Genomic DNA, 26,413 nt, shown 5'->3' with positions numbered 1-26,413 from the left:
AGGTGTTCCTCTCGGCCATCGCCCTCGCTGCGACCGTTCTCTTCTGGCTTTGAAAATCAATGAGTCTGGAACCTAGGTCCGGGCGGCGCTCCCGGCCCAGAACGAAACTTGTCGACGGAGGTCCGCGGCGCGGCCTCGTCAGAGCGGTCATTGGCGTAATCACCAGCCTATCGGCGGGTTGAACGTCGGTCATTCGGCACAGGGGCTGTTCGACGCAAACGTGCAAAAGCGGGCACTCACAATTCCCACTGGGCAGCAGCTTCGTTGACACAAGCCCTGCCCCAGGCCTACGCTTGGTCAGAGCAAGCACTCATGCGCACTGCCGCCCCGATGATAAGAGGGGCTAGGATGGCAGTGTCTTCAGAAACCCGAACCGGGATTTCTCCTTTTGCTTTCGTCCATTGATGCCTTGAGTGATGGGCCGTTTTCCCTTTGGGCTTGGGCCCAAAGTAGGTCGGCAGCTCATTCTCTTATGTCCTTTCTCCCACCGGAGTTTTCCATGAAAACCTTATCTCTCGCTCTCCTCGTCTCCATTGCTGTGTTTCCCGCAAACCCTATGGCTGCACAGAGCACCATGTGTTCCGATGGTCTTTTTACCTTTCAGCAGTGCAATGCCTATATCGACGCCGCCATCGTGCGATATAATGTCGGAATGAGCGATTGTGCGGTTACGAATTGGAATATGCCCCCGGAGACGCAGGCACTAGACCCCGAGAACTGGGATCGGCATTGTTTCGATCGGCTCGGGGATACTCCTACCGTTTTGGAGAGGGTAAGGACCGCCTGCCGTATTGCCGATGTTTGTGGCTGGCCTGCGTCCCGCCACATACGTCGCTGACCGATGTTGCGGGTCGCAGGAGAACCCAGCATGTCATGCCGTAGTTTGGTGATGGTTTCAGGTTAGCAGGGGATTGGATTTCAGTCGGTAAAACAACTTTTACCAGGTGACATTTTAACCGCTAACCTACTTTGCGGCCATCGTGCCCATCTCTTGACATACATCTCAAGCGCAGCATCGGTTAAAACCCTGCTGCGCTTTTGCTCATCATGCCGAGATGCTTTCGTGATGACGTCGGCTGAGGTCTGCTTTGCCCAAAGCATTGTTCAGCTTAGCGCTTACAGAGAAAGCCCGCTTCCCGTCCAAACAGACAGTGCAAGACCAATTCCGCCAGACTTTATCTCCCGCATCAACGATGCAGACCACCCCGGGGGACACCCCTACCAAAACCTTAACGCCCCCACCTAACCCCTTGATCTGACACACCCCGCCACCCTGTCCCATCATGGGACACGGGACGCTCACCCCCGGTGGGCGCCCTCCGCCAGCGTGGCGACGAAAGCCAGCACCTCGGCCGCCGATTTCCCCGCCCCGATCTCTTTCACGATCGCCGAGCCGACCACGCAGCCATCCGCGACCGAGGCGATGCTCTGGGCGGTCTCGGGCGTCGAGATGCCGAAGCCTACGATCACCGGCAGATCCGTCGCCGCCTTGATGCGGGCAACCTCGGGCGCGACATCGCCCGCCTGCGCCGCCGCCGCCCCGGTGGTCCCGGTGACCGAGACGTAATAGACAAACCCGGACGTGTTCTGCAGCACCTTGGGCAGCCGCTTGTCGTCGGTCGTCGGTGTCGCCAGCCGGATGAAGTTCATCCCCGCCGCCTGCGCAGGCAGGCACAGCTCGCTGTCTTCCTCGGGCGGAAGGTCGACCACGATCAGCCCGTCGATGCCAGCGAGGACCGCGTCGGCCAGAAACCGGTCTACACCGCGCGCATAGATCGGGTTGTAGTAGCCCATCAGCACGATCGGCGTCGTCGCATCCCCGGCCCGGAAGGCGCGGACCATGTCCAGAACCTTGTCCATCGTCATGCCGCCATCCAGCGCGCGCTGACCGGCCAGCTGGATCGTCGAGCCATCGGCCATCGGATCGGTAAAGGGCATGCCCAGCTCGATGATATCCACGCCCGCGCCGGGCAGGCCCTGCATCACCTTGAGCGAGGTCTCGGTGTCCGGGTCGCCGCCCATCATGTAAGCCACGAATGCCTTGCGCTTCTCGGCGCGCAGGCGGGCAAAGGTGTCGTCGATCCTGGTCATAGCGGTCCCCGTCCTTGAACGTCTGAGGGCTTGCACGGGCGGGCGGCGGAAATCAAGGGGTCAGCACGCCCCGCACCGCGCGAAAGCCCATGGAAACGACACCGCCCCTCGCGTATGAGGCCAGCATGTCAACGCCCACCCGCCCCGACCTGCACCGGATCGTCGCCGAAATCGCTGCCGAAATGGCGGCCGAGACCGACCGCGGCGTGGTCGCCGACTATATCCCGCAACTCGCAGGCGTGCGGCCCGACCAGTTCGGGCTGGCGGTGGCGACGGCGGATGGCCAGCTGATCGCTGCGGGCGATACCGGCGTGCCCTTTTCTATTCAGAGCGTGTCCAAAGTGTTCACGCTGGCACTGGCGCTCGGACGGCACGGCAACGCGGTCTGGGAGCGGGTGGGGCGTGAGCCGTCGGGCGATCCGTTCAACTCCATCGTGCAGCTGGAACACGAGCGCGGACGCCCGCGCAATCCCTTCATCAACGCCGGGGCCATCGCGGTGACCGACGCCATCCTGTCTCACTATGCCCCCAAGGAAGCGCTTGGCGAAATCCTGCGCTTCATCCGTTTTCTGGCGGGCGACGACGACGTCGCGATCGACCCCGCCGTGGCCCGCTCGGAAAAGCAGAGCGGCTTTCGCAATGTCGCGTTGGCGAATTTCATGCGCAGCTATGGCATCGTCACCGGCCAGCCCGACAAGGTGCTGGGCGTCTACTTCCATCACTGTGCGATTGCGATGAGCGTGCGCCAGCTGGCGATGGCCGGGCGGTTTCTGGCCTTTGACGGACGACTGGCCCCCGACGGGCGGCGCGCGGTCTCGGCCCGGATGGCGCGTCAGATCAACGCGCTGATGCTGACCTGCGGGCATTACGACGGCTCGGGCGACTTCGCCTTTCGTGTCGGCCTGCCGGGTAAAAGCGGAGTCGGCGGCGGCATCCTTGCCGTCGCGCCAGGGCGGGCTTCCATCGGCTGCTGGTCGCCGGGGCTTAACACCATCGGCAACTCGCAACTGGCCTCGCGCGCGCTGGAGCGTCTCGCCCGGCGTACCGGCTGGTCGGTCTTCGCCGCGCGCTGAGCCCCCTTGCATCCAGCCGCGCGCGGGGGCATCCAAGGCGCATGGACTGGGTCAAAATCATACATATTCTCTGCGTCATGGGCTGGATGACCTCCATCTTCGCCGTGCCGCGCGCGCTGATCTACTGGAAGCGTGAATGGGCGCAGCTGGGGGCCTTTGGGCCGCTGGGCGATCTGACGATCCGCCTGTACCGCTTTTCCGCCGGGCTGGGGGTGATCGCGCTGATCACCGGGCTGTGGATGGCGTGGTGGCTGTGGAGCTTCGCGCCCTGGACGCATCTGAAGATCACGCTGGTGGCCCTGCTGGCCGCGCACTACGTCTATACCGGGATGATGGTGATGCGGGCCAAACGCGGCGAGTTCCGTGAAAGCGACCTGTTTTTGCGCATCTTCAACGAGGTCAGCGTCATCGGTGTCATTGCGATCCTGTGGGTCGTGGTGGTCAAACCCTTCTGACCCGTCAACGCGGGCTTGCCGCCCGACGCCTCAGGCCCTAGAAGCGCAGCCGATACAGGACGCCGGAGGGTGAGAGATGGGTTTCAAGATGGGCATCGTGGGTCTGCCGAATGTCGGCAAGTCGACCCTGTTCAATGCACTGACCAGAACGGCGGCGGCGCAGGCTGCCAACTTCCCCTTCTGCACGATCGAGCCCAATGTGGGCGAGGTTGCTGTGCCCGATGACCGGCTCGACAAGCTGGCGGCGATTGCCGGGTCCAAAGCGATCATCCCGACGCGGATGACCTTTGTCGATATCGCCGGTCTGGTGCGCGGCGCGTCCAAGGGCGAGGGTCTGGGCAACCAGTTCCTCGCCAATATCCGCGAATGCGATTCCATCGCCCATGTGCTGCGCTGCTTTGAAGACGGCGACATCACCCATGTCGAAGGCCGGATCGACCCGGTCGCCGATGCCGAGACCATCGAGACCGAGCTGATGCTCGCCGATCTGGAAAGCATCGAGCGCCGCCGCACCAACCTTGCGCGCAAGATCAAGGGCAACGACAAGGACGCCGCCGATCAGGACCGCCTGCTCGCCGTCGCACAAGCCGCGCTGGAAGCGGGCCGCCCGGCCCGCAGCGTGAGCGTCGCCGCCGATGACGCCCGCGCCTGGCGGCTGTTGCAGCTGCTGACCTCCAAGCCCGTGCTCTTTGTGTGCAACGTCGAGGAAAGCGCGGCAGCGACGGGGAACTCGCAGACCGAGCGCGTCGCCAAGATGGCACAGGAGCAAGGCGCCGGGATCGTGGTCATTTCGGCCAAGATCGAGGAAGAGATCAGCCAATTGGACGGCGAAGAAGCCGAGATGTTTCTGGACGAGATGGGTCTGGAAGAGGCCGGCCTCGACCGCCTGATCCGCGCGGGCTACGAGCTGCTTGGCCTGCAAACCTATTTCACCGTCGGCCCGAAAGAGGCCCGCGCCTGGACGATCACCAAAGGCACGCTGGCCCCGGGGGCGGCAGGGGTGATCCATGGCGACTTCGAGAAGGGCTTCATCCGCTCGGAAACCATCGCCTACGCCGATTACATCGCCCACAAGGGCGAGAGCGGCGCGAAGGAGGCGGGCAAGTTCCGGGTCGAGGGCAAGACCTATGAGGTCAAGGACGGCGACGTCCTGCACTTCCTGTTCAACGCCTGATCCAGAAAAACAGGCAGGGGGGCCTTGCCCCCCTCTTGGCCTGACGGCCAATTCACCCCCCAGGATATTTAAGGACAGATGATAAGGGTTCTTTAACCCTGTTCATTTTCTGTCTGCAAATATCCACGGGGGGATTTTCAAGGGGGGCGCGTGCGTCCCCCTTGAACGGGGCGCGGGGCTGGCCCCGCGCGGCGCGAGGCCCCTCAATGGGGGCGAGCGCCGCGCCTCGCTGGCGCTTGGCGTTGCCGATCGTCGGGGACTCCGCATACCAGACCTCACGTCAACCCACATGGTCGGGTCGGGTTTTGGCGTTGTTGCACACGCACCTGACTGCTACCCCTGAAGTTGTGCACCCTCATAGATTTCGCACGCCGCCTGCAGGAGGTTCCCATGTTCCCACATCCGACCCGCGCGCTTTTCGCGCTCTGCGCAGCCTTGTATGCGGCCTCACCCGCCCTTGCCCAGACGCCAGCCCGCTTTCCGGCGATCCCCGAAGCGCAGATCGAAGCGGCGCTGAACAACGCCTATTGCGGGAACACGATCACCACAATCTCGCGCACCGTTGGCCAGATCGAAGGTTGGCGAGGGTATGCAATGCTGCTGTGCGCCCCCCAGAACGAACCGGCTGGCGTTTTCGTGGCCTGGATGCAGACCAACGGCCGGCGCGAGTTCATCCCGACTTCGGCGGACGGTGTCCCTTTCCGGACGCCAAGTACGCCCACGGTCAATGACGGTAATCAGCAATCTCAGGCCACCTATTTCGTGACCCGCCTTCGCAACAACGTCGCGATTTGCTACTTCGCGCGCGCAAATAGCCGCACGGCGCCCTTCACCGCCAGCTTCTGTTGGTACGTCGATGCGCAGGGTAATGTGATCGATCGGCGCTGAGCGCTGGACCGGGGCCGCCGCGCGGCCCCTGCCCTTACTCGGCCGCTTTCAGTTCAAAGCCGCGGGCGATCATGTCCGAGGGTTCGACCGGATACTCGCCCGAGAAGCAGGCATCACAGAACTGCGGCGTCGATTTCGAGCGCCCCTCAGCCTCTCCCGCCGCGCGGTAGAGACCGTCGAGCGAGATGAACTTCAGGCTTTCGACACCTATGAAGGCGCGCATTTCCTCTTCGCTCATCCGGGCCGCCAGCAGCTTGGAGCGTTCCGGCGTATCGACGCCGTAGAAGCACGGCCACATCGTCGGGGGCGAGGCGATGCGAAAATGGACCTCGGCCGCGCCGGCCTCAAGGATCATTTCCTTGATCTTCAGGCTGGTCGTGCCGCGCACCACCGAATCGTCGACCAGCACCACGCGCTTGCCCTTGATCAACGCGCGGTTCACGTTGAGCTTCAGGCGCACGCCCATGTTGCGGATCTGCTCGGAGGGCTCGATGAACGTGCGGCCCATATACTGGTTGCGGATGATCCCCATCGCAAAGGGGATGCCCGATTCCTGACTGTAGCCGATGGCCGCCGGGGTGCCCGAATCGGGCACAGGGCAGACCAGATCGGCCTCGACCGGGGCTTCGCGGGCCAGTTCCACACCGATCTGGCGGCGGGTTTCATAGACCGAGCGCCCGCCGATAATCGAATCGGGGCGTGAGAAATAGACCTGCTCGAAGATGCAGAAGCGCGGCGAGGTGCGCTCGAACGGACGCGAGGACACGACGCCCTTGTGGTCGATGACCACCATCTCGCCCGGCTCGATCTCACGCAGGAACTCGGCACCGATGATGTCGAGCGCGCAGGTTTCCGAGGCCAGCGCAAAGCCGTCGCCGATCTTGCCCAGCACCAGCGGGCGGACGCCCAGCTTGTCGCGCACGCCAATCAGTTTGGTGCGGGTCATGGCGATGACCGAGAAGGCCCCCTCGCAACGCCGCAGCGCATCTTTCAGGCGTTCGGCATGCGTGCGCTGGATCGAGCGCGCCATCAGGTGGATGATGCATTCCGAATCGCTGGACGACTGGAAGATCGAACCGCGCTCGATCAGTTCCTTGCGGATCGCCTCGGCGTTGGTGATGTTGCCGTTGTGCGCAATCGCAGCACCGCCCATCGAGAATTCGCCAAAGAACGGCTGCACGTCGCGGATCGCGGTGTTGCCCTTCGAGCCCGCCGTGGAATAGCGCACATGGCCGATACCGATCGAACCCGGCAGCGTTTCCATCAGCTTGGCCGAGGTGAAGTTGTCGCGCACCAGTCCGAAGCGGTGGGCAGACTGAAAGCCGCGGTCGGCACTGTGGGTGATGATGCCGCCCGCCTCTTGTCCCCGGTGCTGCAGCGCGTGCAGGCCTAGGGCGACAAAATTGGCGGCGTCCTGAACATTCACGGCTCCGAAGACGCCGCATTCTTCTGTCAGCTTGTCATCGTCAAAGGGATGGCTGAGCCAAGGCTGCATGGTTGGGTCCCCATTGCTGCGTTGCGCACCCTTTAGGCGCTTGGCCCTTCGGGGGCAAGAGCCAAGCGGGGCCGTTACAGCCTTTTGCGACGGCGGTGTGACGGATGCTCAGGTGTTGAGCGCGCGGCGCATCTGATCGGCGAGCGGGCCGTTGCCCCGCGCCTCAAACGCGCCCGCCACACCCGCGATATCGGCAGCGCTGCGGTTCTGGTTCAGTTTGGACTTGGCGTCGATCCGCGTGACGGTCAGATGAAAGGCGACGATCTTGCCCAGCAGGTCGGCCAGAAACGCGCCCGGCGCATCGCCCATCTTCCACGCCTGCGCGCCGTTGGTGGCTTTCTCGTGCTTTGCCGTCAAAAGCGCCACGGCGCGGCGCTTGTCCTTTTCGGCATGCGACCAGCTGAGCGTCGCGTGGACATGCACGACCTGATAATTCCACGTGGGCACAGCCATGTGCGTCTCGGCCTTGGACGGATACCAGTTGGGGCTGACATAGCCGTCCCCGGCGCGAAAGATCGCCAGCACCTCGGCGCCGTCCGCCAGCACCTCGTGCAGCGGGTTGGCCAGCGCGACATGGCCCACAAACCCCTTACCATCCCGCATCAGCGGCAGATGGTTGGCATCCAGCCCCGCCGCCGTCTGCGTGACCAGAACAGCCAGCGGGTTGTCGTGCATCAGGCGCTCGATTTCAGCGGCGTCGGATTCGGTGAAATGCGCTGGCGTGTACATACGATCCTCTCAGGCCCTGCGCCACGTTAGCCGCCGCCTGTTCCAAGCGAAAGCGCCAAGCGGCCATTCTGGACAGCGCGGCGGGCCGTCCCTATCGTGGCCGCCCCTGCCCGAGCCATCGAGATATGCCCGCGTGACCCCTCCCCGCCCCCTGATCGTTGTCACTGCCCTACTGTCGTTGGTCGTGCTGGCCAATCTGTGGATCTTTGCCCGGTTCACCGTTGATGATGCCTTCATCACCTGGCGCTATGGCCAGAACCTGATCGCGCACGGGATCTGGGCGTATAACCCCGATGGGTTCGATCTGACGCAGGCCTACACAAATCCGGTCTTCGCCGCGCTCTCGATTCTGCCCGCGGCGATGGGCTGGGACATGGTGCTCAGTTTCAAACTGATCTCGCTGCTCACACTGGCGGGCATCGGCGCGCTGTTGCTGCGCGAGGCCGGTGAGAAAGCGCGCATGGCCTTTGTGCTGGTGCTCAGTCTGGCCATCCCGGCCAGCATCGCGCATGCGGTTTCGGGGTTGGAGACCTGGCTTTACGGCGGGACGCTGGCGCTGTTCTTCATCTACGCCGAGCAGCGCAAATGGACGCAGGCCCTGCTCTGCGTGCTGCTGTTGGTATTGACCCGGCCCGAGGCATGGTTGCTGTTCGGCCTTTACCCCCTGATGTTGCTGACAACCCGGCCCGCGCGCGCCGTGGTACTGCGACACGGCGCGGCACTGGGGTTAATGGCGGCGGGGTATTTCGGCTTTCATCTGTGGTACTTCGGCGAGGCCCTGCCCAACACCTATTTCATCAAGTCCGGCGAAGGGTTCGACCCGGCACAGGCGCTGCGCATCCTGCCCTATGTCCTGCCTGCGCTGGCGTTGCTGGTCTGGGGCAACCGGCGTACCGGGCTGGCCTTGTTGTTCTATTTCGGTGCGGTCGGCTATAGCTATGCGTCGTCAGACCTGCTGATGAACTACCTGCAACGCTTTGTGTTCCAGATCGTGCTGCCGATGGCATTGTATCTGGGCTGGGCGGTGTCGCGCGCGCCGGTGGCGCAGGCCCGGCGCGGCTGGCTTACGCTAGGGGTGGCGGTCTATCTGGCCGCGTTCGGCCTCCATACGCGCAGCCTTGGCGATCACCTTGGGATCGCCAACTATTACCCCCGCCTGCTGGACAGTCATGTCGCCCTGGGCCGCGCACTGAACGCCCTCTCGGCACAGGGCGAGGTTGCCAGCTTCGCCCTGGGCGATGCCGGAGCGGCGGCCTTTCATGCGGATATCCGCGCGCTGGATACGATTGGCCTGACCAGCCATCTGGTCGCGCGTGAGGGGCTGACCCTGGCGGTCGTGCAGGCCTATGCCCCCGATGTGGTCGCGTTCTTTGCAACGGCTGAGGGGGTGCGCGATCTGCCCGATCGCCATGCGGCCCTGTGGGCCTATGTCGCCGAAACCGGCATGACCGAGCAATGCGAACTGGTCTGGGCGCGGCAATACACGCTGCGGCTCTTCACCCGCAGCCCCCTGCCCGCCTTGTCAGACGCCTGTGCGCACAGCGCCGCCGCGAATGACACTGATGAGCTGCGCTATGCGCTGCGCGGGCTGCGCCAGCCGCCTTGGACGTATTGGCACGAGTAAACCGCCCAACGAAAAACGCGGCCCCGAGGGACCGCGTTTTCCAAACTGTAACCAGCAATCAGCGCTTGGAGAACTGGAAGCTGCGGCGTGCTTTGCGCTTGCCGTATTTCTTGCGTTCCACAACGCGGCTGTCGCGGGTCAGGAAGCCAGCGGCTTTCAGCACAGCGCGCAGGCTGGGATCGTACAGCTGCAGAGCTTTCGACACGCCGTGTTTCACAGCGCCCGACTGACCCGACAGACCACCACCGACCACGGTCGCGAACACATCGAACTGGCCGACGGTGTTGGTGATCTCGAACGGCTGCTTCAGGATCATCTGAAGAACCGGACGCGCGAAATACGCGTTGATGTCTTTGCCGTTGACGACAACTTTGCCCGAGCCCGGCTTGATCCAGACGCGCGCAATGGCGTCTTTGCGTTTGCCGGTGGCATAGGCGCGGCCCAGCGAGTCGCGCTGCGGGGTACGGGGGGCGGCAGCTTCGGCACCGTCAGCGTCATACGCGACAGCGGCCGAGGAAGCGGCAGCACCGGCGACGGCGTCTTTCAACGCGTCGAGGGATTTGATCTCATCGGCCATGATCAAGCGCTCCGGGTGTTCTTCGGGTTCATCGACGCGACGTCGAGGACGGTCGGCTGCTGTGCCTCATGCGGATGCTCGGCACCGGCATAGACGCGCAGGTTGGTCATCTGCTGACGGCCAAGGCTGTTGCGCGAAATCATGCGCTCGACGGCCTTGATCACAACACGCTCGGGGTGGGCGCTTTCCAGCACTTGCTCCGCCGTGCGGAACTTGATCCCGCCCGGGTGGCCGGTGTGCCAGTAGTAGCGTTTGTCGGCGCGCTTGTTGCCGGTCATCTGCACCTTGTCGGCGTTGATGATGATCACGTTGTCGCCCATATCCATGTGCGGCGTGAACGTCGGCTTGTTTTTGCCGCGCAGGATGGAGGCAACGATCGTCGCGAGGCGGCCCAGAACGACGCCTTCAGCGTCGATCAGGATCCACTTCTTGTCGATCTCCGCCGGTTTTGCGGTGTAGGTTTTCATGGTCCAGCCCTGAAAGAGAGAAGGGGATTCGACCCCGGGGAAGATCCCGGCGCCGGATGGCCGTGTTCTAGCGGATTGCGGGGGCAGGTCAAGAGGCTGGTTTCCGTATTTACAAAGCAAAAACAATGCTTTGCGAAATAGGTATTATTTTACCCCACGATTTTGCCCTGTGAAACCCGTTCGTGCGCCCCGTCCGCGTCATTCTCGGCCCAGGGAATCCGGTGGTGATCGAATCCCCGGTGCAGCGTCGGCTTGACCACGGCGAAATACGGCGACAGGTCAAAGTCCCGCGGCACGATGAGCGAGGCATGCCGGTGATGCCAGACCGCGCCCAGCGGCCGCCCGGTCGGCGAGCGCAACATCTCGATCTTGGGCAGCACCGGGTATTCCACCGACTGGAACGCCTGCGCGATCAGCGACGAGCAGATCGCCCGCGTCGGATCGCCCGATCCCAGCGACAACAAAGGCCGCCGCCAGCGTACCGGAACCGGCGGCGTGGGGAAAAGATAGCGGGCAAGGTCGATCACATTGCGGGTGTCATAGGTGATGCCGATCCGTGCGCTAAGGAAATCGGCGACAGTCTGGCGTTCCTCAACCGACAGGCCGGCAGCACGGCACAGGCGGGTGTTATAGAGCGTGTACTTGGACAGCGGCACCCGGTGGCAGCCCTCTTGCAGCGTCACCTCGACCAGCTCGACCCGCCCCTCACCCGAGGTCAGATCGCGCACACACAGCGCTGCGTGCGACCAGGTGCTTTGCGTCAGGTACTTGATCGCTGTCGAGATCCGCGCCCGGCCCTCAACAAGCAGCACATCGCCCACGCGGATTGATGCAGCCAGAGCCGCTGCATCCTGAGAGATGACCGGCTGATCGCTTGGCTGGTCGCGTTCCAGAAACCGGCCCAGAAAATGACCAAGACGCTCAAACATCCCCCGCCTCCCGGATCAGCGCAGCTTGGGCGGACGGCTGGGGTCCATCCCCGGATTGCCGCCGGGCGTCACCACCTGCTCATCTGGCATCGCATAGGGTGCGGGTGACAGCGTCAGGCCGACGGCGGCAATCGCGGCCATCGCCCGCTCGGGCGGGAAGACCACGTCCAGCGAACCCGCCTCCAGCCCCGACAGCGCCAGTGCCTCGGCCACGGCCCGGGCAACGGCGGGCTGATCGGCGTCAGGCAGGCCGGCCAGCGCCAGTACATGCCCGCGCGCGCCGCCCTGCCACTGCACCCCGGCCAGCACGGTCTGCGCAAGACCCGGCGTGCCCGACAGACGCCGCTCCAGCGCCGCGACCAGCGGCAGACGCATCGCGTCGGGCAGGTTGGGCGGCGCGAAGCCTTCGGGCACCGCCTGCCCTTCGCTGGGTGCAGGGCCGGACAGTGTGGCCGACAGCCAGTCGATCGATTCAGGCGACATCAGCGCGGCATGGGGCGCGTCGGCGTTCAGCATCAGCGACAGCCCCTCGCCCGCCTCGGCCAGCATCGCCACCAGCACCCGCCCCGGCAGCGCAGCGTAAGCCGCTGCCTCGCCGGCGAAGCCCGCCAGCCGCAACTCGCTGTCAAACGCCAGCACGGCGCGGACATCGGACAGCTCAAAGACCTTGGGCATCATCGCACCGCCGGCAATCTCTTCGGTGAGCAGCACAAAGATCTCGGCCCGGCTCAGCTCGGCATGAAAGGCCAGCCGCGCGGTGGTCTCGGTCGCGCTGTCCTCCGCTGCTGCGGCCAGCTGTTGCAGGGCGGCGTCCAGATCGGTCTGCGGCAGGTCGGTATCAGTCATGGGGTCTGTGGCCTTGTCGTGGCGGCGGGCGTGCCGGTCCCGGCGGATTTCAGCGCTTACACGCTCAAAGTAAACCCCGCATTCCCCGGTGACACCGGGGAACACGCAGTTTTCACTACCGTCTTTTGCCCAATTACGTCATAATAAGGCCCAGATCCCGGCCTCTTACTCGGCCGCAAGAAAAGCCTGTTGAGCCCTGTCCGTTACACAGACACCTTGGGGCCTTACCAATCCGGGCAGGCAGTCGAGGCACGCGCAATGCTGGAGTTCTACAACGTCAGCAAATCCTTCTGGACCGGGAAAACCCGCAAGGTGATCCTGCATGAAGCGTCATTTCGTATCGAGCTGGGTCATTCGGTGGGCATTCTGGCGCCGAACGGCTCGGGCAAGACAACGCTGATCAACATGATGGCCGGGCTGGAAAAGCCCGATGAAGGCCAGATCACCCGCAATTGCCGCGTTTCCTTTCCGCTTGGGTTCATGGGCGGCATCAACTCGCGCCACACCGCCACGGAAAACGCCCGCTATATCGCCCGGCTGTATCAGCTCGACCCCGACGAGGTTGAGGCCTTCTGCCGCTGGATTTGCGATATCGGTGATTACTTCGACATGGCGGTCGGCACCTACAGTCAGGGCATGCGGTCGCGCTTTGCCTTTTCGCTGATGCTGGCGATCGAATTCGACCTGTATCTGGTGGATGAGGGGATGCCTGCCACCACCGACGTCGCCTTCAACCGCCGCGCCGGCGCAATCTTGAAGGAACGGCTGGAGCAAGCCACCGTTCTGATCGTCTCGCACCAGGCCGAGACGCTGGAGAAATACTGCAAATCGGCGGCGGTCCTGCGGGACGGCCAGCTCAATTTCTACGACACGTTGGAAGAAGCAAAAGCGCTCTATGACTACGAAACCCAAAGCTAGGCGATTCCGGCTCAAGCTGGGCGACGACACGGCGGGCGCGCTGCGCACCAGCGTCGCGCCGCAACGTGCCGAGAGCCCGACGCCCACGCGGACAGCGCAGCCCACGGCTGCGGCACCGGCCACGCAAGGCGGGGGGCAAGCCCCGGCCCGCCCTGCCGCGCCTCAACCCGCCGCTGCACAGGCTGCCCCTGCACAGGCTGCCCCCACGCAGCCCGCCGCTCCCGCGCGGCCCCCGGCGCAACCAGTCGCCGCAGGACAACAGCCAACAGCCCGTCCCGCCGCGACGCCGCCGCAAGCTGCGCGGACGGGGTCGGCCCCGACACCCAACGACGCGCTTTTTGAAGAGGGCAAGCCGTCTGCTGAAACGGCAAAGCGCGAAACGCCTGAGAAAGCTGCCGGTGCGCAGGGCGAAAATGGCGCCCCCCGGGACGAGGAACTGAGCGGTCGTCAGCTGCGAATGGCGATGCGCGTCGCCCAGCGCAACGGGATCAAGGCGACCTCGGGCATCGACGCTGTGCGCCAGCTGCGCCAGCAGGGCATCGACCCGTTCGAGCGCTCGACGCTGATGGAACTGATCAAGGAAGAGGGCTCGAAAAGCCACGCGCTGACCACGACCGAGCAGCCCAAGCTGCCCAAGGCCTACCGCCAACCCTCGCCCCCCGCCAAGATCGACGCCCCGGCCCCGGACGCCCAGCGCAAGCTGGAAATCTCGCTTATCCAGAAGGACATCGCCCGCCGCCGCCGCCGCCGCATGGCGCTGCTGGCGGCGCGGCTTTCGGTCTTTGTGCTGCTGCCGACGCTGGTTGCCGCGTGGTATTTCTACATGATCGCCACGCCGCTCTACGCCACGAAATCCGAATTCGTCATCCAGCAGGTCGATGGCCAGTCGGGCGGCGGTGGCGGTGGTCTGGCGTCGCTCATGGGCGGCGGGGGTGGGGCCTCGCTGTCGGATTCTGTCACCGTGCAGAGCTATCTGCAATCGCGCGACGCCATGCGAAGGCTCAACGAAGAAGAAGGGTTCAAGGCCTATTTCCAGCAGGATCTGATTGACCCGCTGCGCCGCCTGGCACCCGATACGACCGACGAAGCCGCGTACCGGCTGTATCAGGACATGGTGCGGGTCAGCTATGACCCGACGGAGGGGATCATCCGCATGGAGGTGATCGCCGCCGATCCGCAAACCAGCGAACGCTTTGCCCGAGCGCTGGTGTCCTATGCCGAGCAGATGGTCGATCAGCTGACCCAGCGCGTGCGCGACAGCCAGATGGCCGACGCGCAGGAAAGCGTGCAGATGGCCGAGCAGCGGATGCGCGAGGCACAGCAACGCGTGCTGGACCTGCAAGAGAGCTATCAGATGCTCTCGTCCGAGGTCGAAGTCTCGCTGCTGACCCAACAGATCAGCAACCTTGACAGCCTGCTCAATCAGGAGCGGCTCAGCCTGTCCGACCTGCGCGCCAATGCCCGCCCGAACCCGGCCCGGCTGGAGCAGGCCGAGCGGCGCGTGGCAACGCTGGAACGCCAGATCGCCACGCTGCGCGCCAGCCTGACGCAGGGCAGCGACGGCACGCAGTCGATCGCCCAGCTCCAACGCGAGCAGACGATGGCGGAAAGCGATGTGGCCACCCGGCAGATGCTGCTGGCGCAGGCCATGCAGCAGCTGGAAGGCGCGCGCATCGAAGCGAACCGTCAGGTGCGGTATCTGTCGCCGGGCGTTAGTCCGATTGCGCCGGATGAGGCAACCTATCCGCGCGCGTTCGAAAACACGGCGCTGGCGTTTTTGATCTTTGCCGGGATTTACCTGATGGTCTCGATGACCTCGGCCATTCTGCGCGAACAGGTCACCGGGTGACCCCCAGGGTGCGCTGAAGCGCACCCTACCCTTCCTGGCGCGGGCGCAACCCTTCTGGGTAGGGTGCGCTTCAGCGCACCGTTGCGCATGGGCAATAAGACCTAAAACCGCCGCGCGCGCCCCAGCCCCACAACAGCATTCCCCGTTCCGTCACACAGCAGAACGCCTGTTCCGCCCGCCCCCGCCTGCGTAGACAGATGATCCGGCCCCGCGCCGTCACTGCCGGGGCCCTCCCCTTGCCAGCTTGACCCCGTGGTGCCACATCGCGCGGTAACACTGCATTTATTGACGGAGACGCGCTCATGAACCGCTTCGCTCTGGCTACGGCCCTTGTGACCACCCTTGCCCCCATCGCCGCCTTCGCCACCCCCGAAGGCTGGAGCCGCCTGATGGAGCCCGCGCAGCTGAACACGCTGCTGGACGAATACGGCGACGACATCCGTGTCGTGCAGATCACCGGCGAATACGCTGAAGGCCATATCCCCGGCTCGGGCTGGTCGCCCTATGCCTCGTGGCGCTCAGATATGCCCAACCCCGGCGCGCTGCGCGATCTGGGCCACCTGACCACCGTGGTGCAGGAACTGGGCATCGACACCGACACGCCGGTCGTCGTGGTCCACGCGGGCCGCGATGCCACCGACATGGGTGCTGCGGCGCGGGTCTACTGGACCCTGCGCTCGATGGGGATCGAAGATCTGGCGCTGCTCAACGGCGGCCTTGCCGCCTGGACTGCAGCCGGTCTGCCGACCGAGACCGCCGATGTGTCGTTCTTCCCGTCCGACTATGAGGGCGAATGGCACAACGACTGGCGCGCCACCACCGAAGAGGTTGCCGCCGCCTCGGCCAGTGGCAGCGCCACCCTGCTCGACGCCCGCCCCGAGGGTTTCTTTGACGGCCTGACCTGGTCGGTCGCCGCCCCCGGCACGGTGCACGGGGCCGAAAGCCTTGAGTATTCCGACTTCTTCGACGGCAGCCGTCTGGTCGGCGCCGAGGATATCCGCCGCATCGCGTCCGAGACCGGTTTCACCGATGACACCACCACGGTGAGCTTCTGCAACACCGGCCACTGGGCCGCGATCAACTGGTTCGCCCTGAGCGAGGTTGCTGGCTACAACGACGTGCGCCTCTATGCCGAGAGCATGGCCGAATACGCCGACGGCGAGCGTCCGCTTGACCACGCGCCCAACCGTCTGCAATACGCGTGGCGTGCGTCGACCAACTGGATTGCGGACCTCTTCTGATGAATTTGAAACGGATTGGACTGGTCGTGTTCGCCCTCCTGCTGGTGGGCGGCGCGGCTTTGGCGGCGGGGCCGCGTGCCGGGCTTTTGATGGCCATCGGCATCGGCTTTGGCCTGACGCTTGAAGGGCTGCGCTTCGGCTTCGCCGGGCCGTGGCGGATGATGGTCGTCGACCGCGATGCGCGCGGGCTGATCGCGCAATTCCTCGCCATCGCGCTGACGGCGGCGGTTGCCTTCCCCCTGCTGGCAGCCAATCCGCTGGAACTGTCCCCTGCCCATGCCCCGATCGGCATCGGCATGGTGCTGGGCGCCTTCATCTTTGGCGCAGCGATGCAGCTGGTGATGGGCTGCGGTTCGGGCACTCTGGTGAACGCAGGCTCGGGCAACATGGTCGGGCTTGTCGCGCTGGTCGGCTTTGTCGCCGGTGCGTTTCTGGGCACGCTGAACGCCGGTTTCTGGGCCAGCCTCGGGCAATTGCCGCTGATCTCGGCGCAGTCCATGGCCGGTGGCATCGGCGGGCTGTGGCTGACGCTGGCGGGCCTTGCCGTGCTGGCCGTGGGGTTCGGCCTGCGCGCCGCGCCGGGCAAACGCCGTCCCCCGGCGCGTCTGCTGCTGGCCGCAGCGCTGCTGGCCGCGCTGGCCATCGCCAATCTGGTCGTTGCTGGCCAGACGTGGGGCATCGTCTATGGTCTGGGCCTGTGGGGTGCGAAAATCGCCAGCGGGCTGGGTGTTGATCTGAGCACTACCGCGTTCTGGGCCGCCCCGGCCAATGCCGCACGGCTGGATGCCAGCATTCTGACCGATGTGACCTCGCTCACCGACATCGGCCTGATCCTGGGCGCGTTTCTGGTCATGCGCTGGCGCAAGGCCCCCGGCGCGCCCGCCGCGCCGCTGGCCCCGCAAGGCTGGGTGCTGGTGCTGATCGCAGGCATCGTGCTGGGCTACTCCAGCCGGATGGCCTTTGGCTGCAACGTCGGCGCATTCTTCTCGGGGATCTCGACCGGCTCGCTGCATGGCTGGGCGTGGTTCGTGGCAGCCTTCATCGGCTCGGCGCTGGGGCTCAAACTGCGTCCCTTCGTGCTGATCCCGGCGCGTCAGGCGGTGGCCGCATGACCCGCCCCGTTGTCGCTTCGCTCGCGCTGGCTGCCGTCGCCGCGCTCGTCCTGTGGGACGCCGCTGCCCAAGGTCTGCCCGAGCCCTTCCGCTTCCCCGCCGCCATCGCGCTGGGATCGGGTGCTGCCCCGACCGGGGCGCATTGCACGGCCAACTGACGCGGACTCAACCGGCAAGAGAACGCCCATTTGAACCGTAGGGCCCTTTCCACCGACGTATTGTCACTGGCACCAGCTAGCCCCCAAGGCTAGTCTGGTGCCGATCATTTCGCTTAGGGAGTTTTCAATGCGCATGATAAAAGCTGCCGCTCTGGTCGGGGCTCTGGCCCTGTCGGGTTGTATTGACGTCGACATGACCGCGACCATCGACGGCGCGGACAGCGCCACGGTGAGCGGCAACATGACCGTCCAGCGGCAGATGTTGGACATGATGGGCGGCGGCGAAGCCTTCTGCCCGGCCGATGAGGGCGGCACGCTGACCCTGACCGAAACCGAGGCGCGCTGCGATGTGCTGAGCAGCGGCACCTTCGCCGAGGTGTTCCAGGGCGAGCCGGGCGAACCCACCCCGACCGCGACCGATCTTGGCGACGGCACCGTGCGCGTGGTCTTCCCGCTGGGCGACATGACCGCGCAATCGGCTGAAATGCGCGCGGACCCGCAGATGTCGGCGATGATGCGCCCGATGCTCGAAGGTCACACCTTCACCATCCGCATCGCGGGGCAAGAAGTTGTCTCGTCGAACGGTACGATTTCGGATGACGGCACGTCGGCCGCTTTCACCTTCCCGCTGGTCGAGATCCTGAACCCCGACATGGTTCTGCCCGAGACCTTCGAGACCATCGTTCGCTACTGAGCGACCCGCGATACCGATGCAAGGGGCCCCGAGCGGGGCCCCTTTTTTTCCTGCGCTCAGCCCTCGACTGCCTGCCCGGCCAGCGCGCGCAGTTCCTTGGCGATGCGCGTGAACGACTCCCGCGCGCCCTTGGCCATATGCCGCGCGCGCAGATAGCCGTGAACCATGCCCGGCTCCTCGACCAGCGACACGGCGACACCCGCTTCGGCCAGCCGCGCGGCGTATTCCACACCGCTTGAGGCCAGCGGATCGGCCTCGGCGGTGAAGATCGCGGTTGGCGGCAGATCGCCGTATTCCTCGGCATCCATCGGCCGCGCGGTCACATCCCCCACCGGCACCGTGCCGCCATAGCGCACCGTCTCATAGAATTCGCATTCAGCCGCCGTCAGCATCGGCGCATGGGCGTGGCGGGTGAAGCTGGGCATGGACTTGTCGCCACCGAGCCCCGGATAAATCAGCACCTGCCCCGCAACATCGCCGGGCCGCGCCGCGCTAACCGAGGCCGCCAAAGTCCCGCCCGCGCTGTCGCCCGCCAGCACCTTGGGCCCCTTGACCGCATCGACCACGGCCAGACAATCGTCATAGGCGGCGGGGTGGATGTGTTCCGGCACCAGCCGGTAATCGACGGCGATCATCACCAGCTGCGCCTGCTCGGCCAGTTCGGCCACGATGGCGTCATGGCTTTCCAGCCCGCCGACGACAAAGCCGCCACCGTGAAAATAGATCCCCGTCACGCCGGGTCGCGCCACCAACGGTGTGTAACGGCGGCATGAGACACCGGCGATGCGCACATCCTCAGCGGTCAGGCCCGCCGGATGCGGCTGATCAAACTCGGCGCACATCGCATTGTAATAGTCGCGTTGCTGGGCAATCGAGGCCTCAACGGCATCGGCGGGATAGGCAGCCAGCGTCTTGTCGATGAAGGCGCGGATGTCGGCGGGCAGCCAGCTGTAGTTGGTGAGGGGTTTCATGGGGTCTCTCCAAGGGTATCACGTAATGTCGCAATCAGCTTGCGCCAGACGGCACGGTGTCGGTTGCGGTAATGGATCGCGGCATAGATCGGCTGGGTCAAGACCGGCGCGTCGGCCACCAGCTGCGCCGTCCCGCGTTCGGCCAGCCGCCGGGCGACGCGGTCTTCCTGATAGCCCGCCACGCCCAGCGACAGGATCATCCCGCGCACGGTTGCGCCCTGCCCGGCGGCGAGCTCAGGTGCCGCCAGATGCGGCAGAAGCGCATCATGGCTGCGGGTAAAGGCCGGCGAGAGGTTGGCCAGCGCGTACCGCTCGGGCGTCACCTGATCCAGCCGGATCAAGCCCGCCTCGGGCGGCGCGACCATGCGGTAGGACAACTCGCCCAGCGTCTCAAAATGGATGTCGGGCGAGGGCTGCGGCGTGAAGATCAACGCCAGATCCAGGCCGCCGCCCTGCACATCGCGACACATCTGCGCGGAGTAATCGGCCTCGATATAGAACGCGGCCTGCGGCAACAGCGCCCGCAAGCGCGCAATCCAGCGCGCCGGGTCTTCGGCGGCAAGGTCGTTCTGCAGACCCAGCCGCAGCGTCATCGCTTGCCCGCCAGCACCGCGCGCCGCCGCGCGCGCCTCGACCATCGCGTGGCGCAATGCGCGCGCATGCGGCTCGAACCGCAGGCCTTCGGTGGTCAGCTCGCACCCCGCCCGCGAGCGGCGCAGCACCGACACGCCCAGCGCGCGCTCCAGCGCGGCAATGCGGCCCGACACCGTCGATTGCGTCACCCCCAGCCGCTCGGCAGAGCGGTGAAAGCTGCGCGTTTCACACAGGTCCAGAAAAGTGTCGATCTGCTCGGGTTGCATGCGCCCAAGGCTATGCCCGCCAGCCCGCCGCGCCAAGGGGGCATGCCCGCCTTACCGCCACCCTGTCGACCCAACTTTATGCCTCAAATATCCCGGGGGGCGGGCCGGAACGGCCCGGTGGGGGGCAGCGCCCCCCGCGCGGCGCGAGCCCCCTCGATGGGGGCGAGCGCCGCCGCTACCTCTCCAGCACCGCGTCGATCACCCCCGAGGCCGCCTCCGTCGCCGCACCCAGCCGCTCCAGCAGCGCCTCAATCGTCTCCGCCCCGGTCTCGCGCAGCAGGAACCCGCACGCCCCTTCGCCCAGCGCCTCGGGATCGGTGATGCGTTCCGCCAGCAGCCGCAGGCAGCATTGTACGCGCCAGAGCAGCCGGTAGCCCGCCAACAGCGCCTCTGCCGCGTCACCCGCGATCAGCCCCGCGCGTTTGCCCGCCGCGATCTGCGCCTCGACCCGGCGCGCCGGGGACGCGGCCTGCAGGGCCAGCATCTGCGCCAGCAGCTCGATATCCTGCAGCCGTCCCGGCCCGTCCTTGGCCTCCAGCGCGCCCTGACCCGGCTTGGCGGCTTTCAGCCGTCCGCGCATGTCGGCGACATCCTTGGCCACGCCCGCCCCGCCCGCCTTCTGCGCCAGCAGCGCGACGCGGAACGCCTCAACCTCGTCAGCCAGGTCAATCGACCCCGCCACCCGCCGCGCGCGGGTCAGGGCGAGGTGTTCCCAGGTCCAGGCCTCGGTCTGCTGATAGGTCTTGAACGCCTCCAGCGAGGTCGCCACCGGCCCCTGCCGCCCCGAAGGCCGCAACCGCATGTCGACCTCGTACAGCTGCCCCTGCGCCATCGGTGCCGACAGCGCCGTCACCAGCGCCTGTGTCAGCCGGGCGTAATAGGCCCGGGCCGCCAGCGGGCGCGGTCCGTCCGAGGCTTCCTGCCCCGCCGCGTCATAGATCACGATCAGGTCCAGATCCGACGCTGCATTGAGCCGCCCTGCCCCCAGTGACCCCATGCCCAGCACCACCGCCCCGCGCCCCGGCTTGGGCCCGTGTTTGCGGGCGAAATCGGCGGTGACGGCGGGCCAGACAGCGGCGATAACCGCATCGGCCAGCGCGGCGTATTGGCCGCCCGCTTCGGCAGCGTCGATCAGTCCGCGCAGGTGATGCACCCCGACGCGGAAATGCCATTCCTTCATCCAGACCCGCGCCGCATCGAGCTTGCGCTCATAATCCCCGGCGGCCTCAAGCTTGGCGGTCAGATCCGCCGTCAGCGCTGCCGCCCCCGGCCAGTCGGCAAAGAACCCGCCACCGATCACCGCGTCGAAGACCCCTGCGTTGCGCGCCAGATACTGACTGAGCACGGACGAGGTGGTCAGGATGTCGATCAACAGGTCAATCAGCGTCGGATTGGCCTCGAACAGCGAAAACAGCTGCACCCCGGCAGGCAGGCCGGACAAGAAATGGTCAAACCCGACGATTGCCTCGTCCGGCGTGGCCGAACGCAGCAGGCGCGTCAGGATATCAGGCTCGAGCCGGGTGAAGATCTCCTGCGCGCGGGCCGAGCGCAGGGCGGGATACGAGCGCCAGCCGCGCACGATGTTGCGCTGCTGGTCGCTGAGTTCCGGGCGCGGCGTGGCCTCGCCGGGTTGGAAGAACTCCTCGGTCAGCGCCGCGACCCGTTCCAGCCGCCCGCGCAAACCGCGCAGATAGGCGTCGGTGTCTCCCTCGCCCTCGAACCGGGCAATGCGGTCCCAGTTCTCGCGGGTATTGGGCAGGATCTGCGTCTGCGTGTCATGGACCATCTGCAGCCGGTGCTCCAGCTGCCGGTGATCGCGGTAGAGCGTCGTCAACTCCTGCGCGACGTTCTCAGGCACCCAGCCCTTTTGCGCCAGCGCCGCCAGCCCGCCGACCGTATCGCGGCGGCGAAGGTCGGTGTCACGGCCCCCGGCGATCAGCTGGCGGGTCTGGGTGAAGAACTCGATCTCGCGGATACCGCCCCGCCCCAGCTTCAGGTTATGGCCATCGAGCACCAGCGCGCCCGCCAGCCCCTTATGCTCGCGGATACGGCGGATCATCTCATGCGCGTCCTGAATCGACGCGAAATCCAGATGCCGCCGCCAGACGAAGGGCCGCAGCACCTCCTGAAATTTCTCGCCCGCCATCAGATCGCCCGCGCAAGGCCGTGCCTTGATCCACGCGGCACGTTCCCACGTTCGCCCGAGGCTTTCGTAATACCGTTCGGCCGCCTCCATCGAGATGCAGACCGGCGTCACGCTGGCATCGGGCCGCAAGCGCAGATCGGTGCGGAACACATAGCCCTCGCCCGTCGGGTCGTTGAGCATCGCCGCCATCTTGCGCGTGGCGCGGATGAAGGCCTGCCGCGCCTCGTGCCACGTATCCGGCTCAAAGCGGCTCTCGTCAAAGAGGCAGATCAGGTCAATGTCGGACGAGTAGTTCAGCTCGCCTGCGCCCATCTTTCCCATGGCGAAAACCACCATGCCCGCGCCGTTTTCCTCATCGCCGGGTTCCGCGCCGGGGATCTTGCCACGGCGGATCTCCTCGGCCAGATGCGTGGCCAGCGCGCGCTGCACGGCGGTATCGGCAAGGCGGGTGAGTGCGCCGGTCACCTGTTCCAGCGACCACACGCCGCCCAGATCGGCCAGCGCCGCCAACAGCCCCACCCGCCGTTTCGCGCGGCGCAGGGCAGAGCCGGTGGCGGCGGGTCCATCCGGGGTCAGTGCGCCCAGCGCGCCATTCAGCGCCGCCTCGGGCGAGGTGGCGAGCGCTTCGCGCAGCCAGTCCTGTTCCTGCCCCATGATCTGCTTGAGAAACGGGCTGCACCCCGCCGCGCCCGCCAGCAGCCCGCGCAGCTCGGGCGCAAGATCGGCGAAGCTCTCGGCGGCATCGCGCCCGGCGGCGGGATCGAAGGGCAAGGGCGAGCGGGTGAGTCGGTGCGCGAAATCATTCATAGCGTGATTAGCCATCGGCCAGCGGCTGAGGTCAACGCCAGCCCTCAGGCCAGCACCGCATCTTCGCCATCACTCTGCCAGCGGGCCTGCCGTACAAGACCTTGCGCCACCACGACAAACCCGTGGATCGCCGCCCCCCGGTCCCGGCGCAGCACGGCATCCGTGATCTGCACCGCCGTGAACCCCGCCGCCGCCAGCACGGCCTCGACGTAGTCCCGCGAATGGGCAAAACGGCGGCTTTCGCGCAGGGTCAGCGGCGCCTCGCCCGCCTCAACGGTGAAGGCCAGCACGCCCTCAGGTGTCAGCGACCCGGCGCACCACGCAACGATCCGCTCCAGAGCGCCGAGGTAGACGAAGACATCGGCGGCAAGGATCAGATCATACTGCGCGCCCAGTGCCAGCTCGGCCAGATCGGCCTTGCCCAGCTGGTCATAGACCCCCTTCGCCTGCGCCTGCGCCAGCATCGCCGCCGACAGATCGCAGCCCGCCAGCCAACCGACAGCGCCACGAAACGCCTCTCCTGCCAGGCCGGTGCCGCAGCCCAGATCCATGGCGCGGGCAAAATGCCGCCCCTCAAGCGCGGCCTGCAACAGATCGGGCGCGCGATACTCCAGTTTCTCCACCAGCGCGGTGTCGAACTTGGCGGCGTATTGGTCGAACAGCGTCTCGACAAAGGCCGAAGGCAGCGTCTCGATCACCGGCACCCGGCGTGCCAGATCGCGCTTGATGCCCGCCCCCAGCCGGTCCGCCGGGTCCAGCGCCAAGGCGCGTTCCCACGCAGCACAAGCGGCATCTTGCGCGCCTGCGCCCTCATGCCACTCGCCCAGCCGGAACCAGCCCGCTGCCCAGTCGGGCACCCGCTCCAACGCCTCGGTCAACAGCTCGATCGCCGCCGCCAGATCGCCCTCGGCCGCCAGCCCTTCGGCAAAGGCGAACCGCCGATCCACGATCAGGTCGCCCGAGGACGCGCCCCACGCTGCCATTCTCACGCTTTCAAAAGGGGATCGGCCGTTGGCCAGCTGGCCGCACGACGGACCCGAGCACAGCGCCCGGCCCGTCAGGCCCGCGTTGCAAGCGCTGCGATACGGCGGCGCGGGGCCAGCCGTCAAGAGGGATCGCAGGCTTTGCCGCCTCGTCACGCTTGTCTTGCAGCGCGCTCGTGTCACAGTGGCAGCGGGAGGAGCGATCATGCGCAAATTTTTCAAGAGATTGGGCTGGGTGGTCTTGGTGCTTGTGGTGCTGGCCGCCGCTGTGGGCTTCTGGAAGCGCGAGGATCTGACGCGGCTGATGGCGGTCAACTCGCTGTTCGCCGAGGACCGCATCGTGCAGAACTTCTCGCATATGGACACGCTGTTCCACAGCGCGGCCATGCAGGGCGGCACGCCCTCGGTCCTGCCGCAGGGCACGCCCGCGCAGATGCCCGAGGGGTTCGACGCGTGGCAAGAGGCCCGCCATGTGACCGCCACCGTGGTCTTGCACGACGGCGCGCTGGTGTATGAGAATTACCGACTTGGCACCGATCCGCAGGATCTGCGCGTCTCGTGGTCGGTGGCGAAAAGTGCACTGTCGCTGCTGCTGGGCACGCTGGTCGCTGACGGCACGATCCCCGATCTGGACGCCCCGGTGACGCAATACGCGCCTGAACTGCGCGGCTCGGCCTATGACGGGGCCAGCATCCGCAACGTGCTGAACATGGCGTCGGGCGTGGCGTTCAATGAGGACTATCTCGACTTCTGGTCCGACATCAACCGCATGGGCCGGGTGCTGGCACTGGGCGGCTCGATGGACGGGTTCTCCGCCGGGCAGACCGGTCGCATCGCCCCGCCGGGCACCGAATGGCATTACGTGTCGATTGATACGCATGTGATCAGCATGGTGATCCGGGGTGCCACGGGCCGCACGATCCCCGATCTGATGCAGGAACGCCTGTTCATCCCGCTTGGGCTCGAGCGTGCGCCCTATTACGTCACCGACGGCCACGGCGTCGCCTTTGTGCTGGGCGGGCTGAACCTGACGACGCGCGATTATGCGCGGCTGGGTCAGCTTGTCGAACAGGGCGGCGTCTGGCAAGGCCGCCAGATCATCCCCGCCGATTGGGTTGCCCAATCCACCGCCGCCAGCGCGCCGGGGGATGTCGGCTATGGCTATCAGTGGTGGATACCCCCCGCGGCTGCGCCGGGTGAAGTCTACGCGCGCGGCGTCTATGGCCAGTTCATCTGGATCGACCGCGACCGCAATGTGGTGATCGCCGTGAACAGTGCCGACCGCGCGTTCCGTGAGCCGGGGGTCATGGATGCCAACATCGCCATGCTCCGCGCCATTGCCGACAGTCTTTCGCCTCTGGCCACACCCCAGCCCGAGGAATAGCCAAGGGCCGGCATGCGTAAGGTATTGTGACCCGCCACGGGCTTTGGATTTGTGCTAGGCTGCCTGCCAAAGCCCGTATCGGCAAAAGGAGACGACATGCCCGACGCTTCACTCAACGTGCTCGGCGGGGCGCTGGAAGCCTGTTCGCTGGACCCGGTGACCGGCTTTTATCGCAACGGCTGCTGCGACACCGGCGACGAGGACACCGGCCGCCATACCGTCTGCGCCGAGATGACGGCCGAGTTTCTTGCCTTCTCCAAATACCTCGGCAATGACCTGAGCACCCCGCGCCCTGAATACGGTTTTGCCGGTCTCAAGCCCGGCGACCAGTGGTGCCTGTGCGCCGCGCGCTTCCTGCAGGCCCACGACGAAGGGGCCGCGCCCCGCGTCCGCCTGCGCGCCACCCACCTTGCCACGCTGGCGATTGTGCCGCTGGACGTGCTGCAAAGCTGCGCAGTGGATGAGGGTAGCGGCCTGTGACCATGTGTCTCTTGCACCAACGCAAGGCGCGGCGCAGATACCGTGCATGATACCGCCCCGTTTCGACATCACCCCTGAACAGATCGACGCCGTCGTCGCCGAGTTCTACGCGCTCATCCGCCAGCATCCGGGCCTTGGGCCGGTCTTCGCCGCCCATGTCACCGACTGGCCTGCGCATGAGGCCAGGATCGCCGGCTTCTGGCGCAACGCGATCCTGTATGAGCGCAGCTATGACGGCAATCCGATGCTGGTTCATAAAGCCGCCGGCAACGTCCGGCCCGGCATGTTCTCCGCCTGGCTGGGGCTGTTCGAACTGGCCCTGAACCGCCAGCTTCCCCCCGACATCGCCAAAGCCTGGCTCACGATGGCCGAACGCATCGGCTCCAGCCTGCGCGCCGGTCTGGTCGAGCGCCACAACGACGGCCCGCCGATCCTGCGCTGAAACGCAAAAGGAGCACCTCA

General features: G+C 65.9%; 25 protein-coding genes. 14 read left to right on the top strand and 11 right to left on the bottom strand.

The window, feature by feature from the left end; all coding sequences use genetic code 11:
* Window positions 1-1,299: 1,299 nt before the first annotated feature.
* Window positions 1,300-2,091, bottom strand: a complete 792-nt coding sequence (trpA, locus tag EAE28_RS10715) for a tryptophan synthase subunit alpha (RefSeq protein WP_127105962.1) — start codon at window positions 2,089-2,091, stop codon at window positions 1,300-1,302.
* 125 nt (window positions 2,092-2,216) lie between these two features.
* On the opposite strand from trpA, the gene EAE28_RS10710 reads away from it, so the two are divergent.
* The 4 genes from EAE28_RS10710 (at window position 2,217) to EAE28_RS10695 (ending at window position 5,681) form a co-directional block, all read left to right on the top strand.
* The gene (locus EAE28_RS10710; protein ID WP_127105960.1) at window positions 2,217-3,164 is read left to right on the top strand and encodes a glutaminase; all 948 of its coding nucleotides are present in this window, start codon (window positions 2,217-2,219) and stop codon (window positions 3,162-3,164) included.
* Between the two features lie 41 nt (window positions 3,165-3,205).
* Window positions 3,206-3,619 (top strand): CopD family protein, encoded by a 414-nt coding sequence (locus tag EAE28_RS10705; RefSeq protein WP_127105958.1) that lies wholly within the window; start codon window positions 3,206-3,208, stop codon window positions 3,617-3,619.
* Window positions 3,620-3,695: 76 nt separating this feature from the next.
* On the top strand, window positions 3,696-4,793 hold the full coding sequence (gene ychF / locus EAE28_RS10700; protein ID WP_127105956.1) for a redox-regulated ATPase YchF: 1,098 nt from the start codon (window positions 3,696-3,698) through the stop codon (window positions 4,791-4,793).
* Window positions 4,794-5,183: 390 nt separating this feature from the next.
* On the top strand, window positions 5,184-5,681 hold the full coding sequence (locus EAE28_RS10695; RefSeq protein ID WP_127105954.1) for a hypothetical protein: 498 nt from the start codon (window positions 5,184-5,186) through the stop codon (window positions 5,679-5,681).
* A 34-nt stretch (window positions 5,682-5,715) separates the two neighbouring features.
* Here the strand turns inward: EAE28_RS10695 and purF are convergent, their stop codons facing one another.
* Both purF and EAE28_RS10685 read right to left on the bottom strand, forming a co-directional pair.
* Window positions 5,716-7,176, bottom strand: a complete 1,461-nt coding sequence (gene purF / locus EAE28_RS10690; protein WP_127105952.1) for an amidophosphoribosyltransferase — start codon at window positions 7,174-7,176, stop codon at window positions 5,716-5,718.
* 108 nt (window positions 7,177-7,284) lie between these two features.
* Window positions 7,285-7,905: an FMN-binding negative transcriptional regulator gene (locus EAE28_RS10685; RefSeq protein WP_127105950.1), complete on the bottom strand. Its 621-nt coding sequence runs from the start codon at window positions 7,903-7,905 to the stop codon at window positions 7,285-7,287.
* Window positions 7,906-8,038: 133 nt separating this feature from the next.
* On the opposite strand from EAE28_RS10685, the gene EAE28_RS10680 reads away from it, so the two are divergent.
* Window positions 8,039-9,529, top strand: a complete 1,491-nt coding sequence (locus EAE28_RS10680; protein ID WP_127105948.1) for a hypothetical protein — start codon at window positions 8,039-8,041, stop codon at window positions 9,527-9,529.
* 58 nt (window positions 9,530-9,587) lie between these two features.
* On the opposite strand, the gene rpsI is transcribed toward EAE28_RS10680, so the two are convergent.
* From rpsI to EAE28_RS10660, 4 genes are all read right to left on the bottom strand, one after another.
* The gene (gene rpsI / locus EAE28_RS10675; RefSeq protein ID WP_127105946.1) at window positions 9,588-10,106 is read right to left on the bottom strand and encodes a 30S ribosomal protein S9; all 519 of its coding nucleotides are present in this window, start codon (window positions 10,104-10,106) and stop codon (window positions 9,588-9,590) included.
* A 2-nt stretch (window positions 10,107-10,108) separates the two neighbouring features.
* Window positions 10,109-10,573, bottom strand: coding sequence for a 50S ribosomal protein L13 (rplM, locus tag EAE28_RS10670; protein ID WP_127105944.1), 465 nt, complete (start codon window positions 10,571-10,573; stop codon window positions 10,109-10,111).
* A 149-nt stretch (window positions 10,574-10,722) separates the two neighbouring features.
* The gene (locus EAE28_RS10665) at window positions 10,723-11,502 is read right to left on the bottom strand and encodes a YiiX/YebB-like N1pC/P60 family cysteine hydrolase (protein ID WP_127105942.1); all 780 of its coding nucleotides are present in this window, start codon (window positions 11,500-11,502) and stop codon (window positions 10,723-10,725) included.
* 15 nt (window positions 11,503-11,517) lie between these two features.
* A complete protein-coding gene (locus tag EAE28_RS10660) occupies window positions 11,518-12,348 on the bottom strand; it encodes an SseB family protein (protein ID WP_127105940.1) in 831 nt (276 codons plus the stop codon).
* Between the two features lie 258 nt (window positions 12,349-12,606).
* On the opposite strand from EAE28_RS10660, the gene EAE28_RS10655 reads away from it, so the two are divergent.
* The 6 genes from EAE28_RS10655 to EAE28_RS10635 all read left to right on the top strand — a co-directional run bounded on the left by EAE28_RS10655 (window position 12,607) and on the right by EAE28_RS10635 (window position 18,320).
* Entirely contained in the window at window positions 12,607-13,266 is a 660-nt protein-coding gene (locus EAE28_RS10655) for an ABC transporter ATP-binding protein (RefSeq protein ID WP_127105938.1), read from the top strand.
* Window positions 13,244-15,115, top strand: coding sequence for a KpsE/RkpR family capsule polysaccharide export protein (locus tag EAE28_RS10650; protein ID WP_127105936.1), 1,872 nt, complete (start codon window positions 13,244-13,246; stop codon window positions 15,113-15,115). Before EAE28_RS10655 ends, EAE28_RS10650 begins: the two co-directional genes overlap by 23 nt.
* A 302-nt stretch (window positions 15,116-15,417) precedes the next feature.
* Window positions 15,418-16,356: a sulfurtransferase gene (locus EAE28_RS10645; protein WP_127105934.1), complete on the top strand. Its 939-nt coding sequence runs from the start codon at window positions 15,418-15,420 to the stop codon at window positions 16,354-16,356.
* Window positions 16,356-17,468 (top strand): YeeE/YedE thiosulfate transporter family protein, encoded by a 1,113-nt coding sequence (locus EAE28_RS10640; protein WP_127105932.1) that lies wholly within the window; start codon window positions 16,356-16,358, stop codon window positions 17,466-17,468. Before EAE28_RS10645 ends, EAE28_RS10640 begins: the two co-directional genes overlap by 1 nt.
* Window positions 17,465-17,626 carry a hypothetical protein gene (locus EAE28_RS23730; protein ID WP_164736608.1) on the top strand — a complete coding sequence of 54 codons (162 nt, stop codon included), beginning with the start codon at window positions 17,465-17,467 and terminating at the stop codon, window positions 17,624-17,626. The genes EAE28_RS10640 and EAE28_RS23730 overlap by 4 nt, the downstream gene beginning before the upstream one ends.
* Before the next feature lie 127 nt (window positions 17,627-17,753).
* Entirely contained in the window at window positions 17,754-18,320 is a 567-nt protein-coding gene (locus tag EAE28_RS10635; protein ID WP_127105930.1) for a hypothetical protein, read from the top strand.
* 56 nt (window positions 18,321-18,376) lie between these two features.
* Here the strand turns inward: EAE28_RS10635 and EAE28_RS10630 are convergent, their stop codons facing one another.
* From EAE28_RS10630 to EAE28_RS10615, 4 genes are all read right to left on the bottom strand, one after another.
* Window positions 18,377-19,291: an alpha/beta hydrolase fold domain-containing protein gene (locus tag EAE28_RS10630; protein ID WP_127105928.1), complete on the bottom strand. Its 915-nt coding sequence runs from the start codon at window positions 19,289-19,291 to the stop codon at window positions 18,377-18,379.
* Window positions 19,288-20,151 carry a LysR family transcriptional regulator gene (locus tag EAE28_RS10625; RefSeq protein WP_127105926.1) on the bottom strand — a complete coding sequence of 288 codons (864 nt, stop codon included), beginning with the start codon at window positions 20,149-20,151 and terminating at the stop codon, window positions 19,288-19,290. The genes EAE28_RS10630 and EAE28_RS10625 overlap by 4 nt, the downstream gene beginning before the upstream one ends.
* 175 nt (window positions 20,152-20,326) lie before the next feature.
* Complete coding sequence (locus EAE28_RS10620) at window positions 20,327-23,119, bottom strand: [protein-PII] uridylyltransferase family protein (RefSeq protein ID WP_246022329.1); 2,793 nt, start codon at window positions 23,117-23,119, stop codon at window positions 20,327-20,329.
* Window positions 23,120-23,148: 29 nt separating this feature from the next.
* On the bottom strand, window positions 23,149-24,087 hold the full coding sequence (locus EAE28_RS10615; protein WP_127105922.1) for a methyltransferase domain-containing protein: 939 nt from the start codon (window positions 24,085-24,087) through the stop codon (window positions 23,149-23,151).
* A gap of 205 nt (window positions 24,088-24,292) precedes the next feature.
* On the opposite strand from EAE28_RS10615, the gene EAE28_RS10610 reads away from it, so the two are divergent.
* The 3 genes from EAE28_RS10610 to EAE28_RS10600 all read left to right on the top strand — a co-directional run bounded on the left by EAE28_RS10610 (window position 24,293) and on the right by EAE28_RS10600 (window position 26,393).
* Window positions 24,293-25,471, top strand: coding sequence for a serine hydrolase domain-containing protein (locus EAE28_RS10610; RefSeq protein WP_127105920.1), 1,179 nt, complete (start codon window positions 24,293-24,295; stop codon window positions 25,469-25,471).
* A gap of 96 nt (window positions 25,472-25,567) precedes the next feature.
* A complete protein-coding gene (locus tag EAE28_RS10605; RefSeq protein ID WP_127105918.1) occupies window positions 25,568-25,951 on the top strand; it encodes a DUF2237 family protein in 384 nt (127 codons plus the stop codon).
* Between the two features lie 46 nt (window positions 25,952-25,997).
* Window positions 25,998-26,393, top strand: a complete 396-nt coding sequence (locus EAE28_RS10600) for a group III truncated hemoglobin (protein WP_127105916.1) — start codon at window positions 25,998-26,000, stop codon at window positions 26,391-26,393.
* Window positions 26,394-26,413: the final 20 nt, after the last annotated feature.

It is taken from the genome of Pararhodobacter zhoushanensis, from assembly GCF_003990445.1.
Lineage (GTDB): Bacteria > Pseudomonadota > Alphaproteobacteria > Rhodobacterales > Rhodobacteraceae > Pararhodobacter > Pararhodobacter zhoushanensis.
The sequence above is the reverse complement of the archived record's forward strand: the minus strand, read 5'-3'. Positions and strand labels throughout refer to the sequence as shown.

What these genes read in the sequence shown, in the direction of transcription:
- EAE28_RS10625 (WP_127105926.1), bottom strand. Translation starts at nt 20,151, where the DNA reads ATGCAACCCGAGCAGATCGACACTTTTCTGGACCTGTGTGAAACGCGC.
- EAE28_RS10640 (WP_127105932.1), top strand. Translation starts at nt 16,356, where the DNA reads ATGAATTTGAAACGGATTGGACTGGTCGTGTTCGCCCTCCTGCTGGTG.
- EAE28_RS10710 (WP_127105960.1), top strand. Translation starts at nt 2,217, where the DNA reads ATGTCAACGCCCACCCGCCCCGACCTGCACCGGATCGTCGCCGAAATC.
- EAE28_RS23730 (WP_164736608.1), top strand. Translation starts at nt 17,465, where the DNA reads ATGACCCGCCCCGTTGTCGCTTCGCTCGCGCTGGCTGCCGTCGCCGCG.
- EAE28_RS10655 (WP_127105938.1), top strand. Translation starts at nt 12,607, where the DNA reads ATGCTGGAGTTCTACAACGTCAGCAAATCCTTCTGGACCGGGAAAACC.
- ychF (WP_127105956.1), top strand. Translation starts at nt 3,696, where the DNA reads ATGGGTTTCAAGATGGGCATCGTGGGTCTGCCGAATGTCGGCAAGTCG.
- EAE28_RS10630 (WP_127105928.1), bottom strand. Translation starts at nt 19,291, where the DNA reads ATGAAACCCCTCACCAACTACAGCTGGCTGCCCGCCGACATCCGCGCC.
- EAE28_RS10695 (WP_127105954.1), top strand. Translation starts at nt 5,184, where the DNA reads ATGTTCCCACATCCGACCCGCGCGCTTTTCGCGCTCTGCGCAGCCTTG.
- trpA (WP_127105962.1), bottom strand. Translation starts at nt 2,091, where the DNA reads ATGACCAGGATCGACGACACCTTTGCCCGCCTGCGCGCCGAGAAGCGC.
- EAE28_RS10650 (WP_127105936.1), top strand. Translation starts at nt 13,244, where the DNA reads ATGACTACGAAACCCAAAGCTAGGCGATTCCGGCTCAAGCTGGGCGAC.
- rplM (WP_127105944.1), bottom strand. Translation starts at nt 10,573, where the DNA reads ATGAAAACCTACACCGCAAAACCGGCGGAGATCGACAAGAAGTGGATC.
- EAE28_RS10610 (WP_127105920.1), top strand. Translation starts at nt 24,293, where the DNA reads ATGCGCAAATTTTTCAAGAGATTGGGCTGGGTGGTCTTGGTGCTTGTG.
- purF (WP_127105952.1), bottom strand. Translation starts at nt 7,176, where the DNA reads ATGCAGCCTTGGCTCAGCCATCCCTTTGACGATGACAAGCTGACAGAA.
- EAE28_RS10665 (WP_127105942.1), bottom strand. Translation starts at nt 11,502, where the DNA reads ATGTTTGAGCGTCTTGGTCATTTTCTGGGCCGGTTTCTGGAACGCGAC.
- EAE28_RS10620 (WP_246022329.1), bottom strand. Translation starts at nt 23,119, where the DNA reads ATGGCTAATCACGCTATGAATGATTTCGCGCACCGACTCACCCGCTCG.
- EAE28_RS10605 (WP_127105918.1), top strand. Translation starts at nt 25,568, where the DNA reads ATGCCCGACGCTTCACTCAACGTGCTCGGCGGGGCGCTGGAAGCCTGT.
- EAE28_RS10635 (WP_127105930.1), top strand. Translation starts at nt 17,754, where the DNA reads ATGCGCATGATAAAAGCTGCCGCTCTGGTCGGGGCTCTGGCCCTGTCG.
- EAE28_RS10615 (WP_127105922.1), bottom strand. Translation starts at nt 24,087, where the DNA reads ATGGCAGCGTGGGGCGCGTCCTCGGGCGACCTGATCGTGGATCGGCGG.
- EAE28_RS10685 (WP_127105950.1), bottom strand. Translation starts at nt 7,905, where the DNA reads ATGTACACGCCAGCGCATTTCACCGAATCCGACGCCGCTGAAATCGAG.
- EAE28_RS10705 (WP_127105958.1), top strand. Translation starts at nt 3,206, where the DNA reads ATGGACTGGGTCAAAATCATACATATTCTCTGCGTCATGGGCTGGATG.
- rpsI (WP_127105946.1), bottom strand. Translation starts at nt 10,106, where the DNA reads ATGGCCGATGAGATCAAATCCCTCGACGCGTTGAAAGACGCCGTCGCC.
- EAE28_RS10645 (WP_127105934.1), top strand. Translation starts at nt 15,418, where the DNA reads ATGAACCGCTTCGCTCTGGCTACGGCCCTTGTGACCACCCTTGCCCCC.
- EAE28_RS10600 (WP_127105916.1), top strand. Translation starts at nt 25,998, where the DNA reads ATGATACCGCCCCGTTTCGACATCACCCCTGAACAGATCGACGCCGTC.
- EAE28_RS10660 (WP_127105940.1), bottom strand. Translation starts at nt 12,348, where the DNA reads ATGACTGATACCGACCTGCCGCAGACCGATCTGGACGCCGCCCTGCAA.